This is a genomic window from Catenulispora rubra (assembly GCF_015356825.1).
GTDB lineage: Bacteria > Actinomycetota > Actinomycetes > Streptomycetales > Catenulisporaceae > Catenulispora > Catenulispora rubra.
Genome location: NZ_JAACYW010000147.1, coordinates 1 through 17,776 on the forward strand (window position 1 = coordinate 1; position 17,776 = coordinate 17,776).

A 17,776-nucleotide genomic window follows, 5' to 3' on the forward strand; every position below is an offset into this window, starting at 1 on the left:
GTTCAAGCCCGGTGGTGGGCCGGGGCTGGATGTCGCGGGGCAGCCTGCGGGTGCGCCGGTTGATGCCGGGCCGGGCACCTGGTCGGCATCCGCGTTGTGGGAGCTCTCCGGCACGCCGACGGTCGTGCTCTGGGCCGACACGTTCACCGAGAACTTCACTCCGGCGGTCGGCGAGGCGCTGATCGCCGTCCTGCGCTCGGCGGGCTTCCGCGTCCTACTGCCGCCGCGCACTGGGTGCTGCGGCCTGACGTGGATCTCGACCGGGCAGCTCGGTGTGGCGCGGCGGGTGGTGGCGCGGACGCTGGAGGCGATGGGGCCTGCCGTGGAGGCCGGGCTGCCGATCATCGTGCCCGAGCCGAGCTGCGCCGCGGCGTTGCGGGAGGAGCTGACCGAGCTGCTGCCGTCGCATCCGTTGGCGGCGCGCGCCGCGGAGTTGGTGACCGGGCCGGCGCAGTTCCTGGCGGCGCACGCGCCGGACTGGCGTCCGCCGGCCTCGCCGTGGAGCGGACACAAGGCCCTGATCCAGATCCACTGCCACCAGTACGCGGGCGGCGCCACCGGCGAGGCGGAGGTGGACCTGCTGGCGCGCGCCGGGGTGGACGCACGCGTGGTGTCCGGCTGCTGTGGCCTGGCCGGGGACTTCGGAGTCACCGACGGTCACTACGACGTGTCGATGGCGGTCGCCGAGCTGAACCTGCTGCCGGCGATCCGCGCGGCCTCGGCCGACACGCTGCTCATCGCCGACGGATTCAGCTGCCGGACCCAGGTCGAGCAGGCCGTGGCCGAGCGCCGGGTGTGGCACGTCGCGGAGGTTCTGGCCGCCGGGTTGCCGACTCCGGACGCGTGACGCAAGGCGCCTAACTCCCTACTAGGGAGCGCCTCAGCCCGTCGGCCCGCCGCTCGGCGTGGCCTTCCCCAGCCCTGTCGCCGACTGGCTCGGCGTCGAGGCGCCCGAGCTGCTCGGTGCCGTCGTCGGGTTCGGGTTGCTGGTCGGCGGCGTGGTCGGCGCGGTCGAGGGCCCCGTGGGGCCGGTCGACGAGGTCGTCGAAGGCGTGCTCGGGACGCTCGGCGTCGAGCCGGAGGTGGACGGCGTCGAAGGCGTCGTGCTCGGCGTCTGGCTGCCGGATCCCGACGAACTCGGCGACGACGAGTCCGGCTTCTGCGAAGGCGTCGTGCCCTCGTGCGAGCCGTTCCCGCCAGAGTTCTCCGGCGCTGGCTGGTTGTGCGAGCCGCCGCTCTGGCCGGGGCCGTTGGTGAACACGTTGCTGTGGTAGCCGGGGAACTCGCCCTTGCGCGCGACCTCCAGCGCCGTGACCGCGCCGGTGCCGATCAGGAAGCTCGCCACCGCCGCCGCGATCAGCGGCTTGCGGCCCGGGAGGCGGTCCTTCCACGTGCGCGGCGCGTCGTCGGCGGTGATCCTCGGCAGCGGGACGGTCTGCGCGTTCGGGTTGGTCGCGGCGTGCGTCAGGCGGCGATCGAGCACGACCGTCTCGTCCAGCCCGTGGTCGGCGACCGCCCGATCCGTCAACGGCCGCACCAGCAGCGTCTCGTCGACCCGCATCAATGCCGCTGGCTCATAGATTCTCGCCTTGCGGGCCGCGGTCTTCCCGCGCTCCAACGAGTGCCCGATCACCGCGCCGGCCGCCGTCGCGACCGCGCTGGCGACCGCGGCGCCGACGATCGTGCCGGCCACGCCGAGTTGCGAACCCACCGCGGCGGCCAGGGCGGCGGCGCAGGCGCTGGCCGCGATCTTCGTGACCGACAGGTCGAGTCTGTGCCGCCCCTCGGGGGCGGTGCTGTCTGTGGCTTCGGTGCGGTCGGTGTCTCGGTTCTCATTCGTCGGCGTAGTCATACGCTCATCAGTTTTCCAAGCCGTACCACCGATTCTCGAATCAAAGCACGGGTTTTGTGACCGGATTCACGCTTTGCGCGGCGTTTGCTCTCAGTTCTCCACAGAACGAACACGCTCGACCACAGCGCGCGCCAGCTCCACCGGCGCCTGGTCCGGAATCCAGTGGCTGACGCCCTCCAGTTCCAGGAAGCGGTACGGGCCCGAGACGTCCTGCGCGCAGCCCTCGGCGACGGCGCGGCCGATCGCGACGTCCTCGGTGGACCACACGAACGTCGTCGGGATCTCCACGCTCGCCAGCGCCGCCGACTCCTTGGCGTCGATCGCGCGGTACCAGTTCAGCGCGGCGGTCAGCGTCGGCCGCTGGCTCAGGGCCGCGTAGTGCGGCAGGACCGCCGATTCCGGCAGCGGGGAGAACAGGTCGTGCAGCGAGCGGGCGCTGTTGGCCAGCAGCACGTCCTCCGCCTTTTCCTCCATGCGGAACAGCTGCACGTACGCCGAGCGCTGCCGCTGCTCCTCGCCTTCGGGGCTGTCGGCGGCCAGCACCTCGTAGAAGCCGCGCAGGTGCGGCACCGAGACGGCGGTCAACGTCCTGAAACGGCCCGGATGCGCCACCGCGGCGTGCCAGGCGACGATCGCGCCCCAGTCGTGCCCGACCAGGTGCGCGCTGGGCAGGTGCAGGGCGTCCAGCAGGCCGACGACGTCCTCGACGAGCCGGTCCACGTGGTACTCGGAGACCTCGGTCGGGCGCGCGCCGGGGGAGTAGCCGCGTTGGTCCAGGGCGATGGTGCGCAGTCCTTCGGCGGCCAGCAGCCGACTGGCCGCCTGCCAGCTGGCCGAGGTCTGCGGGAAGCCGTGCAGCAGCACCACCGGGGGGCCGGTCTGCGGGCCTTCCTCGGTGGCCGCGAACTCGTATGCGCCGATGGTGACGTGGTACGCGCGCATGTGCGCCCCCTGTGCTTTACCGGCGGCCGGGCGACCGCCTCGCCTGCAGCGACGCTACCGAGCCGTCGCCGTGTCGTCCATGGGGCTGACAAGTGCATGCCTTCTTGCCAGCGCGCACGCGGGTATTGCGAGCCGACACGGCCAAGACCGGATACCGTCTACCTCATGTCTGAACCGACCGCCCCCACCGCCGCCGACGTCCGCTCGGCCGCCGACGCCCTCAAAGCCGCGATCGACGCCCACCTGGCCGCGGTGGAAGGCCGGTCGGACGAGAGCGACCCGGCCGTACGCACGGCCTTCCTGGCCATGGCCGCCGCCGCCGAGTCCTACGACGACTCGCTGTACGACACGTACAACGAGGTCACGCCGTTCGAGATCCCGAGCCAGTACGCCGAGGTGGCCGCGGACCCGGACAACCCGGAGGCGATCAGTGTGCTGATCCGCCGCGACTACCAGATCGAGCACCCGGGGCGGCTGCTCGGCGCGGCCCGCGGGCTGGCCGACGGCGCGGTCGACCCGGAGGTGGACATCAGCACGGTCGCGGGCTCGCTGGCGGCGCTGTTCGACGTGTTCGACCCCGACGAGATCCACAACCGCTCCGACGAGCTCGGCCTGCTCCCGGGCGACGGCACGACCTGGGTCCTGGCCACCGATCCGGAGGCGGTCGCCGACGAGCAGTGGTTCGAGGACCCGTTCTCCGACGCCGACCCGGAGCGGATCGTCTGCCGCTTCGACGTGATCGGCGACGAGGAGGAGGACGACGAGTACTTCGACACGTTCGCCGAGGACGGGTCGGAGGACGAGATCGACGGGATCGAGGTCGTCTAGCACGGTCCCTGTGCGAACAGCCGGCCTCGAACCTGTGGGCGCGTCAGGCTATGAATACCTGAAGCGCCGCTGGGAGGCCGGCTGTTCGCATGCTCGCATACATCCCGAATTCGCGGACTGGCGGCGGTATATCTCGTTTTGGTGACGATGTTTAGACCCACAAGGACTGTCCGCCCCAAACCCTAGACTTCCGCACATGACCGGAGGGGACCAGGGCGGATACGTGATCGACGGGCGTTTCGAGCTGCTGCAGCGGCTCGGCGGCGGCGGTATGGGGTTGGTGTGGCGGGCACGCGACCTGATGCTTCAGCGCGAGGTGGCGTTGAAGGAGGTGCGCACGCCGGACGCGTCGGTGCACGGCAGCGATCCGGCCGAGCAGCGCGTGGTGCGCGAGCGCGTGCTGCGGGAGGCGCAGGCGCTGGCGCGGTTGCAGCACCCGAACGTGGTCACGATCTTCCACATCGTCGACTCCCACGAGCTGGCGCACCCCTGGCTGGTGATGGAGCTGGTGACCGGCGGGTCGCTGGACTCGCTGCTGGACGAGCGGCTGCTGACGGTGCCCGAGGCGCTGCTCATCGGCCGGGGCGTGCTGGGCGCGCTGCGGGCCGCGCACGCCGCCGGGATCCAGCACCGGGACGTGAAGCCGGCCAACGTGCTGCTGCGCGAGAACGGCACGCCGGTGCTCACCGACTTCGGCATCGCCGCGCTGGAGGCCTCGCCGGGGCTCACCGCGACCGGGATGCTGATCGGCTCGCCGGAGTACATGGCGCCCGAGCGCGTGCACGGCATGGAGGGCAACCCGTCCTCGGACCTGTGGTCGCTGGGGCTGATGCTGTACGTCGGCCTGGAGGGCCGCAACCCGCTCAGCCGCGAGACGACGATCGCGACCATCGCCGCGGTCTCCGAGGGCTACGTCCCGCCGCCGTTCCGCAGCGGCGTGATGGCCCCGGTGCTGACCGCGCTGCTGGTGCCCGACCCGTCGCGGCGGCCGTCGGCCGAGCAGCTGGACGCGATGCTGGCGCAGGTCGAGGCCGGGCAGAACGTGACGGCCTTCCAGGCGCCGATTCCGGGGCCGCGGATGCCGGGCAGCGCCGGGATGTACGGGGGTATGCAGGGTGGGATGCCGGGCGGCATGCACGGCACCGGGAATACTCCGGCGCCGGGGTATGCGGGGTCTCCGGGCTATCCCGGGTCCGCGGGTTATCCGGGGTCTGCGGGCTATCCGGGCTCTGCGGACTACGACGCGTGGCCGCAGACGCGGCAGATCGGCGGCACCGGCCAGGTCCCGATCACCGACCAGATCCCGGGCGGCCCGCCCGGCCGCCCGCCGATCAACCCCTACGGGAACGGCTCCTCCTACCCCGACGGCATGAGCGCCGAGGCGGCGGCGAAGTACCGCTCGAGGGCGTTCCGGCTGTCGACCATCTCCACGGTCGCCGTCCTGGGAGTGATGGGCTTCTCGGTCTGGGCCACGACGCGCGCCGAGAGCCACGCCAACCAGCAGGCCGGCAACCAGCCGGCGAACAACGGCACGACGTTCTCGATGCCGTCGTTCCCGAACGTGCAGGCCAACGGTTCCTCAGCGCAGACCTCAGGCCCGACCTCCGCACAGACCACGTCGCAGGGCTCGGCGGACAGCGGCTCCGCGGACGCGACGAAGCACCTGCTGACCCCGGCCGGCGTGCGCGCGGTGATCGGCAAGATCTTCGCGGTCAGCGGCGGCAACCGCGTGGTCTCGATGACCGTCTACGACGACCACGCGAGCTTCGACGTGGTCAAGAAGAACGACTCCGGCGTCTACGACACGTACTCCTTCAACAACGGCCACGCCTCCTTCTCGATGACCGGCAGCACCCTGGACCAGGGCGAGCCGGCCCTGGACCCGACGACGGTGAACTGGGACGCGCTGCCCGCGCTGCTCAAGGACGCCGACAGCTCGCTGAACGTGAAGAACCCGAAGTACCACTACGTGATCGTGGATTCGGACATCATCGACCACACTCTGAGCATGAAGGTCTACGTCGGCGACGACTACCGGAGCGGGTATCTCAGCGCGGATCTGAAGGGGAAGGTCATTCAGCGGTATCCGCAGGAGTAGCTCCTTGAGCGCTCCCGCCTGGTTGTGCGCCGTCTCCTTCACCACGATCCGTTGGTAGCTTGGCTCACTCAAGACCCTGACAGGGGGAAGAGTGAGCGAGCCCGACGCAGACCCACGCCGTTACGCGCATGCCGCAGCCGTCAACGCGGGACGGTACGAAGTCCCGGCGGTCCCGGGGGACTGGGACACCGGGATGCTGCGTGTCGTCACCGATTCGGACCGGCTCACCGAGCTGATGCCGTTGCGGCGGGGGCCGGTGCAGGGTCCGGCGGTGCGGGGCACGGGGAGTGCGGGTGCCTCGGCTCTTCTGCCGGAGGACCTTTGGTGGCCGTCCGCCGAAGAATCCGAGGGCGCGGCCGCTTTACCCCGACGTACCAAAGCCAAGCCCACAGCCAAAACCGCCAGCGGCGCGCGCTCCACGGCCGCGATGGCCACCGCGACCGTCGTCTCGCGCGTCGGCGGCATGCTCGCTCAGCTCCTGCAGGCCGCGGCGCTGGGGTCCGGGGCGCTGGCGACCACCTTCACCGTCGGCAACACGCTGCCGAACATGATCTACTTCCTGATCATCGGCGGCGCCCTGAACGCGGTCTTCATGCCGCAGCTCGTCGCGGCGATGCGGCGCGACCCCGACGGCGGCGCGGCCTACGTCAACCGGCTGCTGACGCTGGTGTTCTGCGCGCTGCTCGCGGTCACTGCGGTGGCCACCGTCGCGGCGCCGTGGATCGTCGCGGCCTCGGCCGGCGCGCTGGACGCCGCGCACCAAGAGCTGGCCGTGTCGTTCGCGCGCTACTGCATGCCGCAGATCTTCTTCTACGGCGTCTTCGCGGTCGTCGGCCAGGTGCTCGGGGCGCGGGGCCGGTTCGGGCCGACCGCGTGGGCGCCGGTGCTGAACAACGTCGTGGTGGTCGCGGTGTTCGCCGGGTTCATCGTGGTCGGCGGCGGGGCGAAGACCGGTGCCGACGGCAGGCTTACGCTGAGCGCTTCGCAGAGCATGTTCATCGGCGTCGGGACGACCGTCGGGGTCGTCGTGCAGGCGGCCGTCGTGGTGCTGTTCCTGGCCGGATCCGGCGTGCGGTACCGGCCTCGCTTCGACTGGCGCGGTGCGGGACTGGGGCAGGCCGCCGCCCCCGCGAAGTGGACGCTGGCCTACATGCTGGTCGGGCAGGCGGTCAATATCCTGGTGATGCGCCTGGCCACCGGTGTGGATCAGAACCCGGCCTTCATACACCGCGCGGTCGGCTACGCCGCCTACTCCAAAGCCCAGCAGATATGGATCCTGCCGCAGTCGGTCATCACCGTGTCCCTGCTGACGATGCTGCTGCCGCGGATGAGCCGCGCGGCCGCCGACGACGACCCGGCCGCGGTCCGCCGCGACCTCTCGCTCGGACTGCGCGTCTCGGCGGCGGCGATCGTGCCGTGCGCCTTCGCGTTCCTGGCGCTGGGACCGCAGTTCGCCGTGGTGCTGTTCGGCTACGGCCAGACCAGCGTGCTACAGGCCCACGACATCGGCCACATGCTCGCCGCGTTCGGCTTCGGCCTGATCCCGTTCTCCGCGCAGTACGTGATCCTGCGAGGGTTCTACGCCTTCGGTGACACCCGGACCCCCTTCACCATCGGGCTGATCACCGGAGCGGTGAACGCCGCGATCGCCATCGGCGCGACCGAGGCCCTGGGCGGCACGCGCTGGCCGGTGGTGGTGATGGCCGCCGGTTCCGGGCTGTCCTCGGCGATCGGGCTGGCCTGGTCGGTGCGGCGGCTGCGGCTGCGGCTGCGGCTGGCCGTGTCGGTCGGGTCGGTGGGGTCGGTGGGGTCGGTCGGGTCGGCCGGATTCTCGACGGCGGCCTCGGCAGCCTCGGCGGCGCCCGGCAAGGGCGTGTCACGGGTCTACCGCCGGCTGCTGCTGGCCGCGACCGTGGCCGGGGCGCTCGCCTACGCGGTGGCGCAGGACGTGGGGGCGCTCGTCGGGACCGCGCGCCCCGGCTCGCTGCTGGCCGCCGCGGCCGGGGGGACGGCTCTGGTCGTTGTCTACGTTTTGGCGGCCAAGGCGCTGCGCGTGGCGGAGGTGGAGCAGTTGACGCGGCGGGTGCGGTCCCGGATCACGGGGTTGATTCCCAGGTTGGGATGAGGTGAATAAGCCGAAACGTCCTGACCTGCCAACCAAGAAGTTACCCGCTCGTCAAAACTCGTTGGTAACTTGGCCTTCACAGGGTCCTGATGGGGTGCCATTCTCTTCGGCAGCGCACCCCCATCCACCCCCACATGGAGGTTTCCTGTGCTCCCTCGTCCCCACAAGCGGACGCGGACGCGACGCCCCGTGCTCAAGCGGACGCTGCTCGTCCTGGCCGCGGTGACGACCGCCTTCAGCACCGTCCTGGCGACCAACGCCGCGGCCGCCGGCGGCGTGAACTACGTCGCGCTCGGTGACTCCTACTCCTCCGGCGTCGGTTCCGGTTCCTACATCTCGTCCTCGGGCAACTGCCTGCGCAGCACGCTCGCGTACTCGCAGCTGTGGGCCGACGCCCACAGCCCGGACAGCTACACCTCGGTGGCCTGCTCCGGCGCCACCACCACCGACGTGCTGAACAGCCAGATCTCGGCGCTGAGCTCGTCGACCAACCTGGTGTCGATCACCATCGGCGGCAACGACGTCGGCTTCTCCTCGGTGATGCAGACCTGCGTCCTGAAGTCCGACAGCGCCTGCCTGAGCGCCATCAACACCGCCACCGCGGCGGCCAGGTCGACGCTGCCGGGCAAGCTGGCGAACACCTTCTCCGCGATCGCCAACGCCGCGCCCAACGCGCAGGTCGTCGTGATGGGCTACCCCGAGCTCTACGACCTGGGCAACTCCTGGATCTGCCCCGGCCTGTCCACCACGGACCGGACCGCGCTGAACAACGCCGCCGACACGCTCGACAGCGTCATCCAGACCGCGGCGCAGAACGCCGGCGACTCCTACGCCGACGTGAAGAGCAACTTCTCCGGCCACGAGCTGTGCGACTTCTTCAACGAGTGGCTGCACTCGGTGAACATCAGCGACGTCACCGAGTCCTACCACCCGACGGCCGACGGCCAGTCCGGCGGCTACCTGCCGGCGATGGACTCCGTCACCGGCTGAGGACGCACGAAAAGCCGGACGCACGTAAAACCGCGCCGGCCCCCAGGGGTCGGCGCGGTTTGTTTTGTCGGTGCTATTGCAGGTGCCTGCGCCATCCGAGTGACCCGCGGGAACGACACGCCCAGGTTTTTTCGTAGCTCTGAAAAGGAGTCGTCGGGGAGCGCGGGGAGAAGGTGTTTGCCAGCTTGCCCGGCAGCGTCGACCTGGCCGCCGCGGTGGCGGTGGCGGTGGCGGTGGGGAGTCGCGGGTCTGGCAGTGTCCCTACAGCTCCCGCAGCACGGCCGGCAGCCGGGTGTGCCGCGGCCGGTCCGGGACGTTCGCCACGGCCTGCGGCAGCGCCGAGCCCGCGCCGTGCACGATCGACAGGTGCCGCTCGGCCAGCCCGCACAGGCCGTAGACCAGGGCCCGGGTCAGGCTGCCGGAGGACGGGCCGTCCAGCACCACCACGGCCGCCGGCCACGTGCCGCCCATCGCCTCGCGCGCGGTCAGGGCCCTGACCTGCTCGGTGCCCAGCCGCTCGCGCAGCGCCCGGGTGACGGTCTCGGCGCCGGCGTCGCCGGTGGCACGGATGGTCACCACCTGGATGTCGTCCGGGGTCATGCCGAAGGTGCGCGGGATCGAGTCGGCGGCCAGCTGCACGGCGCGCGCCACGGCCTCCGAGGCGTCGCGGACCGGCACGATCACCAGCCGCTTCTCCGGGTCGTTCTCCGGCGGCGGCAGCTCGCCTTCACGCAGCGAGAAGCGCAGGTCGGTGAGGGGATGCGGCTCGGAGTCGGCGGCGCGCACGCGGGGGACGCGGCCGTCGGCGGTGTACGCCAGGAGCGCTTCCGAGCGGGTCTCGATCAGGTCGCGGAACGGCTGGCCGGGGCCGGCCGGGCCGGGCTCGGCGGGGTCGCCGGCCAGCAGCACGCGCATGCCCTCCGGGACCGCGTCGAGCAGGGCGGCCAGGTCCTCGGCGTCGATCTGGTGGGCCGCGGAGACGACGACCAGGCCGGGCTGCGGGTCGGCGAACTCGACGGCGGGGGGTTCGGCGGCGGCACCTGGAGCGGCATCAGCATCAGCACCGGTCGCAGCATTCGCGCTGGCATCAGACTCGGCCGTCGGCTCGGCGGTGTCAGAGCTCGTGGTCTCCGCTGCTTCGGCATCCGTGTCGCCGGTCCGGCCGGGCTCGTCGGCCGCCGCGGCGGGGCTGTCGGCGTGCGAGGACTCTGCACCAGCACCAGCACCAGCACCAGCAGCACCCGCACCCGCGGCGCCGCCCCGCGGACCGGGCACCGTCTCGGTGTTCGCGTTCGCCGCCTCCGCCTCCCCGCGCCCGAGCGAGGCCAGGTACTCCCGCACCGACAGCACCGTCAGCTCGGTCCCGCCGAGCTCGCGGTTCAGCGTCCGCGCGCTGGCCGCGTTCCCACCGATTATCGCCACCGGCACCCCGGCCGCCGCGGCAGCCTCGGCGAACCCTGCGATCTGCGCCGTCTTCGCGATCCCCGGCGCGGTCGCGACCAGCGTCAGGCCGTAGGCCCCGACGCTGTCGCGCAGCTCGCCGTGGATGCGGTCGCCGGAGATGTCCAGCCGCTCCCAGTCCTCGCCGAGCGGTTCGGGCGTGGCCAGCAGCCGCTGGATCGCCTCGCCGACGCCCTCCTCGGCGAACGCGTAGCGCTCCCGGCTGATCATCAGACCGGAGGCGCCGCCGGGCTCCTCGGCGGGGCCGGCGCCGCCGCCTTCCTCGTCCTCCTCCTCGACCGCGTTGGAGAACGCGAGCATGTCGCCCTCCTCCAGCGCCGCCTGCAGCGCCCCGGCCGGGTCGCCGAAGCCGAGCGTGCCCAGCGCCGAGCACAGCACGTCGGCCGGCTGCGCGGTGTGCCCGTCCAGGGCCGCGCGGTCCAGCAGCCAGGCCAGCACCGCCCGCGCCCGCCGCGGGTCCTGCGGGCCCGCCGTCCCGCCGAGCACGCTGCGCGCGAAGCCGTCGGCGGCCTCGGGGCGCACGCCGGGCACCGACAGGATCAGCCACGGGTCGGCGGCCAGCCGGGCCGCGGCCTGCTCGCCGAGCGTCGCGGCCACCCGCGGGGCCAGGTCGCCCGGCGCCCCGGCGGAGGCCAGGAGCTGGTCCAGGGACGGTGCGTCCGGTTCGGTCATCGTCACTTCTCGTTCCATCCGTATCTGCGCTAGTGCTCTGCGGTGGTGCCTGTCACTGATGGTGCGGGTGCTGGCCGACCAGCCGCGGGCGGGCCGGCTGCCAGGTGTGCTCCGGGTACCCGATGTCGGGTTCGGAGACGTCGTCGAGCGCCTCGCTGATCTCGCGGGGCAGGGTGAGCTGCTCGGCGCTCAGGCAGCCGCGCAGCTGCGCCACGGTGCGCGGGCCGATGATCGGGGCGGTGACGCCGGGCCGGTCGCGCACCCAGGCCAGCGCCACCTCCAGCGGCGCCACGCCGAGGCCGTCGGAGGCGATGATCACCGCGTCCACGATGCCGTCGGCGGGGCCGTCCAGGTAGGGCTCGACGAACGGCGCGAACATCGCCGAGGCGGCCCGGGAGTCGGCCGGCACCCCGACGCGGTACTTGCCGGTGAGCACCCCGCGGCCCAGCGGCGACCAGGGGAGCAGTCCGATGCCCAGGTCCACCGCGGCCGGCTGCACCTCGCGCTCGATACCGCGTTGCAGCAGCGAGTACTCCATCTGCGCCGAGGCGATCGGCGCCCGGCTGAAGTCGGCGGACTGCCAGGTCGCGGCGCGCGCCAGCTGCCAGCCGGTGTAGTTGCACACGCCGACGTAGCGGGCCTTGCCGGAGGTCACCGCGGCGTCCAGCGCGGCCAGCGTCTCCTCCAGCGGGGTGGCGGCGTCGTAGGCGTGCAGCTGCCACAGGTCGACGTAGTCGGTGCCCAGGCGCTTGAGCGAGCCGTCCAGGGCGTTCAGGAGGTGGTGGCGGGAGGCGTCGAAGCGGCGCGGGCCGAACGGGACGCTCACCGCCTTGGTGGCGATCACCACGTCGGACCTGATGCCCTCGACCATGCGGCCGACGATGTACTCGGCGTCGCCGTCCCCGTAGACGTCGGCGGTGTCGATCAGTGTGCCGCCGGCGTCCAGGAAGGTCTTGAGCTGGTCGGCGGCCTCGTGCTCGTCGGTATCCCGCCCCCAGGTCATCGTGCCCAGCCCCAGCCGGGACACACGCAGGCCCGTCCGCCCCAGGTGTCGCTGCTCCATGACAGGTGACGCTATCGGTTGCCGGGGACACCGCGTGGGCGGCGTCACCATCGCGCAGCTTCCTACTGGCGAGTAATATCACCGGCGACGGCGCCGCGATCGCGCGTGCCGGGGCGAATCTGAGTGAATCTGGCTTCAATCAGGCCACCGGCGGGTGGTCCAGCGGACAGGAGTGGGCGATGAAGCTCGGCGTGAACATGGGCTACTGGGGCGCGGGCAACGACGCCGAGAGCCTGCAGGTGGCCAAGGAGGCGGACCGGCTGGGGTACGCGGTGTGCTGGGCCGCCGAGGCCTACGGCAGCGACGCCGCGACCGTCCTGACCTGGATCGCCGCCCACACCGAGAACATGGATGTGGGCGCCGCGGTCTTCCAGATCCCGGCCCGCACCCCGGCCATGACCGCGATGACCGCCGCCACCCTGGACACCCTGTCGAACGGCCGCTTCCGCCTGGGCCTGGGCGTGTCCGGCCCGCAGGTCTCCGAGGGCTGGCACGGCGTCCCCTTCGCCGCGCCCCTGGGCCGCACCCGCGAGTACGTGGCCATCGTCCGCAAGGCCCTGACCCGCGAACGCCTCACCTACGACGGCAAGCACTACACGCTGCCCCTGCCCGGCGGCCCCGGCAAGCCGGTGAAGCTCACCGTCCACCCGGTCCGCGAGACCATCCCGGTCTACCTGGCCGCGATCGGCCCGAAGAACCTGGAGCTGACCGGCGAGATCGGCGACGGCTGGCTCCCGGTCTTCTTCAGCCCCGAGCACGCCGGCGAGCACCTGGAGCACATCAGGGCCGGCCGCGCCAAGGCCGGCAAGACCGGGCTGGAGGGCTTCGACATCGCCCCGACCGTCCCCACGGTCATCGGCGACGACGTCCAACTGTGCGCGGACCTCGTCCGCTGGTACGCGGCCCTGTACATCGGCGGCATGGGCAGCAAGGAACAGAACTTCTACAACCAGCTGGCCTGCCGCATGGGCTACGAGAAGGAAGCCGACGAGGTCCAGCAGAAGTACCTGGCCAAGGACTACGCCGGCGCCGCCGCGGCGGTCCCGTTCGAGTTCATCGACCGCACAAGCCTGATCGGCCCGAAGGAGCGCATCGCCGACCGGATGGTGGCGTACAAGGAGGCCGGGGTGACGACGCTGAGCGTGGCGGCGGCCTTCGGCGACCTGGAGACGCGGATCGGGATCGTGCGGACGGCGGTGGAGGCGGCGGAGGAGGCCGGTATCGGTTAATACCGAGAGCTGGGATCCAGAGATCACGGGGCCTGAGAATCGGGTAAGGACCCTGGCTGTCCAGGAGAAGGTCATCGACGTGCTACCGGATCGTCATTAAAATTTCGATGTGCCGACCTCGAATTCCCCAGGTGTCGAGTCCGTGATCGACGCGATAGCCGAGTATGAGCTGAGATATCGCGACCGCACAGAGGAAGGGGAGGACGGCGAGGAGGAGCTCCTGGAGCTTCTCGACAGCTATCTGCCGGACCTGGTCTACGCCTTCGACAGCAAGGTCCCCCCGCCACGCGAGCGCAGGGGGGCCTTGGCTCTGGAGAAGGAGTACTACGAGTGGCGCAAGATCACCAGCGGCGACCCCGAAACCCGCCGCTCTGCCGTGATCCGCTCCTACCTGGCCACCGAGACCGAGCGCCGAGGCCAGTTCCGGATCAGCCGCTCACAGAACGGCCGCCTGGCCGAACACTTCGAGGCCATGGGCGAGGAGTTCATTGCGCTCGGCATGCCAGGGCACGCAGCACTCGCGTATGAGAGCGCGGCCGACCTATACCTGCCGCTCCAGCAGAAGCCACGGCGTGAGCGGGCGCTGCTGAACTGGCGCCGAGCCCGGCACTTGGCGCGCCCCAGCGGCTTCCAACGCTTCTTCGAAGGGCTTTACGACGGCCTCTGCGGGTACGGATACCGTCCGTTCCGGATGCTGGGGTGGATGGCCGTCACGCTGGCGGTGTTCAGCGTGGTGGTGTGGCTGTCCGGTGGGCCCGGGTACGTGAAGTCGTTACACGGCTGTCTGATCGACTTCCTGAACCCACTGACGTTCGGCGACTTGGACCCCAACTTCCGCGGTACGGCACAGGTCTTTCTGATCATCGAGAGCTACGTTGGAACAATCTCGATGTCAATCTTCTTCGCGTTCCTCGTCCGGGACTAGCTCGGTAGGGTTTCTTCGCCAGTGACCGGTGCAGCACCTTGCGGGGCTCGCCGGTCCCGTAGTAGTCGGGCCGCTCGTCGCCTTGCTGGATGAACCCGAACTTCTGGTAGAGGTGGTAGGCGGCTTTGTTGTCGGGCCGCACGGTGATGTAGGCGTCGGAGACCTTTGCGTCCCTCATCAGCTCCATCGCCCCCTCCATCAACTGCCGCCCCAGGCCCTTGCCCTGGTACCGCTCGCTGACCGCCAGGCCCATCAGCCAGGCCTCGGTGTTGTCCGAGTTCGGACACACCAGGGCGTAGCCGGCCAGTTCATCGTCGTATTCCGCGACCAACCACGTCTTGTTGAACAGGACGAACAGCGACTTCAGATAGACCATCGAGTAGGCCACGTCCTTGAAGACCTCTTTGTCGAGGATCTCTAGCGTGGCCAGGTCGCCCTCCGCGACGGAACGCAGCCTTACGTTGCGATCGACGGAAACATGCGTCGCGGAGTTGGTGGTCACGCACACCTCGTCTGAAGTCGGACGTTTACAGGTCGCTGATAGGGGGTATAAGACCACCTTCGAAGGGCATGCTATCGGCACGCGGCACCGCTGCGTACGGATGTCACTCTTTTCAGTGTCCGTGCCTCGGCTCACGCCTGGTTCACAAGCGTCACGCCCGCCCCTAGAAACGCCGGGGCGGCCTGATCTTCACCTGGTCCCTGAGGTCGCGGATCCGCGCGACCTGACGCTCGAACAACCGCGTGTAGTGTGTCCGGCTCTCCATAGCTTCCCACAACGCCTTCATATCTGGGTTGAGGTGAGTGGGTGGCATCCAAAGTGGGACCAACTCGTTAAGGGCGAACAGGAGAGAGTCCAGCGGATCGCGGTCCCGGGCGATATCCGTCTCAGCCCGGGGCACGATGGCGTCCTGCACTGTGGTCAGCAGCCACTCGTGCAGGGCGAACTCCTCGCAGAAGCGGATCAGCGTCGGAAGATCCTCCGGTGCGCCGGTCAGCCGGATGACGTGGAAGTTCGGCAGGTCGCTCTTGGCGATGCCGACGGTCGGCTTCCCCTCCGGCGCCAGGGTCGCAGCCCACCGGACCACCGCGGTGCTGGCCCGCAGCGCGGTGGTGTGGTCCAGGGTGTCGCTCTGCTGCACGTCGTCGATGATGCGGTCGCTGATCGAGGCCAGGTCCAGACCGCGGGCCGGCGAGGCGTCGGCCAGGTAGCCGTCGATGACGTTGTGCGGGCTCGGCGAGCCCAGGACCTCCACGACGCCCTGGTGCCGCAGGTAGTGGCGCCATTCGCGGCGTTCCTTGGAAGTCGCCTCGGTGAGCGCCACGTGTGCGGTGCCCTGCAGGATCCGGCCGTTGGTGACGACGGCGTGGCTCAGCACGGTGCCGATCGCCCGGCCCCGGCCCTCGCGGGCGACCTGCAGACGGCAGTCGACACCGGTGACCTGCTCCGGGGAGATGACGCGGCGGACCGGCCGGTCCACCTTGCTCACCGGGGAGCCCGGGGTGAGCTGCATCAGGGCGACGCTCGCCGAGGGGGACAGCGTGCTCAGATTCTGGATCAGGCACGTGCGCACCTCGCCGAAGCCCAACCAGGGCTGCGTGCCGTCGTCGTGGACGGCCGGGCTCCGGTCCCGATCAGTCGTTGTGCGTGACATGGACATCATCGACGAACAAGTGGCTTACCCGGCCCACCGGATTGTCAGGTAACGTGACCGGATTCGTCTCGTCCCGGGCCCGGTCGGCGGTCTGCTTCAGGACTTTTCCGTCGAACCGCAGGTGGTCGATGATGATCTCGGCGGCGTGTTCGGCCGCCCGGAAGCGCGGCGGGAGTACGGAAAGCACCTGATACGCGGCGAACGGGGCCGCGTCCGGTGTCAGCTGGGTGATGCTCGGCAGCTGCGACCACAGCTCCGGCAGGCCCTCGTTGGGACCGAACCGGTAGGGTTTGGCCACCGCCTTCCCGGCGTTGCGCAATAGGCCCAGCCGTAGCAGTTGCCATACCGCCGACAGCAGTGAACACGAGTACTGTCGTTCGGCCTGCGGCATTGATTTGTCGAAGCTCCACAGTTCGATGTCGACGAACACCGAGTGCTTGTACTTCCCGAACTCCTCAGGCGGCTCCCAGTCCGGAGCGTCCATCGCCACCGCGACAGCGGGGGAGCGTTCGCCGTTGGACAGCCAGCCGGTCTGGGCCGTCGGCGGCCGGGAGCCGTTGGCGCCGACCGCGGCCTCCTCGACGATCAGCCCGGCGACGATGTCCGCCAGCGCGCTCCGGTCGCGCGGCCCGGAGTGCGGCCGCTCGCAGGCGATCGCGCAGCCGGCCTCCCGCGCCAGGTAGTCGATCCGGAATCCGGCCTGGTCGGCGGCGGCGGTCACCATGTCGACCACCTCCGAGGGCTTGGGCTGGTCCAGGCTGGAACTCGACGGCGTGTAGTCGTCGACCAGGAAACACGTGCTGATGCGGGCGTTGCGGCCGAACCGCTTGTGGATCCGCTTGCCCGCTGCCTCCAGCCACGGCGCCGCCTGCTCCAGCTGTCGGGCGATCTCGCGGTCCCCGTCGGCGAAGTCGTCCAGATACAGGTGCCCGGTCTCAACCGAGAGGTGGCCCAGCGGCACGGCCTCCACCTTCGTGCTCTGGGTCACCTCGTCGTATCTCACGTCCACGGCGGTCACAGTCCTTCCCAGAATCTCTCGTCCGACAGTTTCGCGGCGAGGTCCTCGAAGGCCTGCACGGTGGCCTGGTTGGCGATCTTCAGTCCGCTGACGTCGGAGTCGTCGATCACCTGCTCGCTCCACTGGAGCATCGGGTCGTACGGGATCTGCCCGGCCAGGCGGGCCCGGCCCATGCGGAGCTTGTCGGCCTGCTCGCGCAGCCTCTGGTCGTAGCGGCGCAGCCAGGCGCCCTGCGCCGGCCGGGTCACCGACTCCTGGTCCACGCCGAGATCGACCACCGCGGTGCGGACGTAGCGGACGGAGTTGTTCAGCTTCAGGGGGTCGTGGCCGCGGCGCTCACCGGCCTTGAGTAGCCCCTTCTCACCGAACACCAGGCCGTGCGCGGCCAGGATGTGCTGCTTGGTCCAGCGGTGGAAGACCAGCCAGCGGCTGGTCAGGGACTTGAGCTCCTGCCGGGCGGTGGCCTCCAGGACCAGGTCGACGGCGTACGAGCGGCCCGCCGACAGGTCCACGATGCACAGGTCGAACTCGCGGTCCAACTTCAGGAACAGCTGCGCGCAGCGGGCCGGCATGTCGGCACTGATCGAGAACTCCCCGCCGTCCCTGTCGCCGGGCAGCAGGACCAGGCGGCCGGCGCCGGAGATGCGCGGCAGGTCGCGCAGCGTGTCGCTGTCGGAGTGCAGCGCCGTGTCCAGCTGCTGGGCCTCGGTGTGTCTGGTGAAGTACGAGTGCAGACCCGAGGCGTCCACACCGCGCTCGGCCTTGGGGACGTCGAAGATCGCGCCGGCGGTCGGCGATCCGAAGTCGAAGTCGAGATAGGCGACCGTCTCGCCCTGCAACGCCCGTCGGTAGGCCATGTTGCAACTGGTCACCGAACGCCCCGTGCCTCCCTTGTCGGAGGTGGCGAATATCAGCACG

15 protein-coding genes are annotated in these 17,776 nt (G+C 70.5%); 7 read left to right on the forward strand and 8 right to left on the reverse strand.

Annotated features, from left to right (window positions below):
- Positions 1-847, forward strand: an 847-nt coding sequence (locus GWK61_RS32040; protein WP_228563276.1) for a (Fe-S)-binding protein, incomplete at its 5' end; no start/stop codon positions are given.
- 33 nt (positions 848-880) lie between these two features.
- Here GWK61_RS32040 and GWK61_RS32045 read toward each other — a convergent pair.
- Both GWK61_RS32045 and GWK61_RS32050 read right to left on the reverse strand, forming a co-directional pair.
- Positions 881-1,852 carry a hypothetical protein gene (locus GWK61_RS32045; RefSeq protein ID WP_194915431.1) on the reverse strand — a complete coding sequence of 324 codons (972 nt, stop codon included), beginning with the start codon at positions 1,850-1,852 and terminating at the stop codon, positions 881-883.
- A gap of 90 nt (positions 1,853-1,942) precedes the next feature.
- Positions 1,943-2,794 (reverse strand): alpha/beta fold hydrolase, encoded by an 852-nt coding sequence (locus tag GWK61_RS32050; protein ID WP_194915432.1) that lies wholly within the window; start codon positions 2,792-2,794, stop codon positions 1,943-1,945.
- Between the two features lie 165 nt (positions 2,795-2,959).
- Between GWK61_RS32050 and GWK61_RS32055 the strand changes: the two genes are divergently transcribed.
- The 4 genes from GWK61_RS32055 to GWK61_RS32070 all read left to right on the forward strand — a co-directional run bounded on the left by GWK61_RS32055 (position 2,960) and on the right by GWK61_RS32070 (position 8,835).
- Positions 2,960-3,622: a hypothetical protein gene (locus GWK61_RS32055; protein ID WP_194915433.1), complete on the forward strand. Its 663-nt coding sequence runs from the start codon at positions 2,960-2,962 to the stop codon at positions 3,620-3,622.
- 196 nt (positions 3,623-3,818) lie between these two features.
- Positions 3,819-5,720 carry a serine/threonine-protein kinase gene (locus tag GWK61_RS57130; RefSeq protein ID WP_228563277.1) on the forward strand — a complete coding sequence of 634 codons (1,902 nt, stop codon included), beginning with the start codon at positions 3,819-3,821 and terminating at the stop codon, positions 5,718-5,720.
- A gap of 91 nt (positions 5,721-5,811) precedes the next feature.
- Positions 5,812-7,845, forward strand: a complete 2,034-nt coding sequence (gene murJ / locus GWK61_RS32065; RefSeq protein ID WP_194915434.1) for a murein biosynthesis integral membrane protein MurJ — start codon at positions 5,812-5,814, stop codon at positions 7,843-7,845.
- A 147-nt stretch (positions 7,846-7,992) separates the two neighbouring features.
- The gene (locus GWK61_RS32070) at positions 7,993-8,835 is read left to right on the forward strand and encodes an SGNH/GDSL hydrolase family protein (RefSeq protein WP_323747847.1); all 843 of its coding nucleotides are present in this window, start codon (positions 7,993-7,995) and stop codon (positions 8,833-8,835) included.
- A gap of 261 nt (positions 8,836-9,096) precedes the next feature.
- Here GWK61_RS32070 and GWK61_RS32075 read toward each other — a convergent pair whose 3' ends face one another.
- Positions 9,097-10,968 (reverse strand): helix-hairpin-helix domain-containing protein, encoded by a 1,872-nt coding sequence (locus tag GWK61_RS32075; RefSeq protein ID WP_194915435.1) that lies wholly within the window; start codon positions 10,966-10,968, stop codon positions 9,097-9,099.
- A 52-nt stretch (positions 10,969-11,020) separates the two neighbouring features.
- Complete coding sequence (locus GWK61_RS32080) at positions 11,021-12,031, reverse strand: aldo/keto reductase (RefSeq protein WP_194915436.1); 1,011 nt, start codon at positions 12,029-12,031, stop codon at positions 11,021-11,023.
- A gap of 179 nt (positions 12,032-12,210) precedes the next feature.
- On the opposite strand from GWK61_RS32080, the gene GWK61_RS32085 reads away from it, so the two are divergent.
- Complete coding sequence (locus GWK61_RS32085; RefSeq protein WP_194915437.1) at positions 12,211-13,260, forward strand: LLM class F420-dependent oxidoreductase; 1,050 nt, start codon at positions 12,211-12,213, stop codon at positions 13,258-13,260.
- Between the two features lie 142 nt (positions 13,261-13,402).
- On the forward strand, positions 13,403-14,185 hold the full coding sequence (locus GWK61_RS32090) for a hypothetical protein (protein ID WP_194915438.1): 783 nt from the start codon (positions 13,403-13,405) through the stop codon (positions 14,183-14,185).
- On the opposite strand, the gene GWK61_RS32095 is transcribed toward GWK61_RS32090, so the two are convergent.
- The 4 genes from GWK61_RS32095 to GWK61_RS32110 form a co-directional block, all read right to left on the reverse strand.
- A complete protein-coding gene (locus GWK61_RS32095; protein WP_194915439.1) occupies positions 14,121-14,687 on the reverse strand; it encodes a GNAT family N-acetyltransferase in 567 nt (188 codons plus the stop codon). The two genes, GWK61_RS32090 and GWK61_RS32095, sit on opposite strands and share 65 nt — an antisense overlap.
- A 163-nt stretch (positions 14,688-14,850) precedes the next feature.
- Positions 14,851-15,840, reverse strand: coding sequence for an SCO2521 family protein (locus GWK61_RS32100; RefSeq protein WP_194915440.1), 990 nt, complete (start codon positions 15,838-15,840; stop codon positions 14,851-14,853).
- On the reverse strand, positions 15,821-16,849 hold the full coding sequence (locus tag GWK61_RS32105) for an SCO2522 family protein (protein ID WP_194915441.1): 1,029 nt from the start codon (positions 16,847-16,849) through the stop codon (positions 15,821-15,823). Before GWK61_RS32105 ends, GWK61_RS32100 begins: the two co-directional genes overlap by 20 nt.
- A gap of 5 nt (positions 16,850-16,854) precedes the next feature.
- Complete coding sequence (locus GWK61_RS32110; protein ID WP_194915442.1) at positions 16,855-17,775, reverse strand: SCO2523 family variant P-loop protein; 921 nt, start codon at positions 17,773-17,775, stop codon at positions 16,855-16,857.
- Between the last annotated feature and the right edge of the window lies 1 nt (position 17,776).

Coding starts and splice junctions, on each gene's coding strand:
- GWK61_RS32045 (WP_194915431.1), bottom strand. CDS start 1,852: ATGACTACGCCGACGAATGAGAACCGAGACACCGACCGCACCGAAGCC.
- GWK61_RS32050 (WP_194915432.1), bottom strand. CDS start 2,794: ATGCGCGCGTACCACGTCACCATCGGCGCATACGAGTTCGCGGCCACC.
- GWK61_RS32055 (WP_194915433.1), top strand. CDS start 2,960: ATGTCTGAACCGACCGCCCCCACCGCCGCCGACGTCCGCTCGGCCGCC.
- GWK61_RS57130 (WP_228563277.1), top strand. CDS start 3,819: ATGACCGGAGGGGACCAGGGCGGATACGTGATCGACGGGCGTTTCGAG.
- GWK61_RS32075 (WP_194915435.1), bottom strand. CDS start 10,968: ATGACCGAACCGGACGCACCGTCCCTGGACCAGCTCCTGGCCTCCGCC.
- GWK61_RS32080 (WP_194915436.1), bottom strand. CDS start 12,031: ATGGAGCAGCGACACCTGGGGCGGACGGGCCTGCGTGTGTCCCGGCTG.
- GWK61_RS32085 (WP_194915437.1), top strand. CDS start 12,211: ATGAAGCTCGGCGTGAACATGGGCTACTGGGGCGCGGGCAACGACGCC.
- GWK61_RS32100 (WP_194915440.1), bottom strand. CDS start 15,840: ATGTCACGCACAACGACTGATCGGGACCGGAGCCCGGCCGTCCACGAC.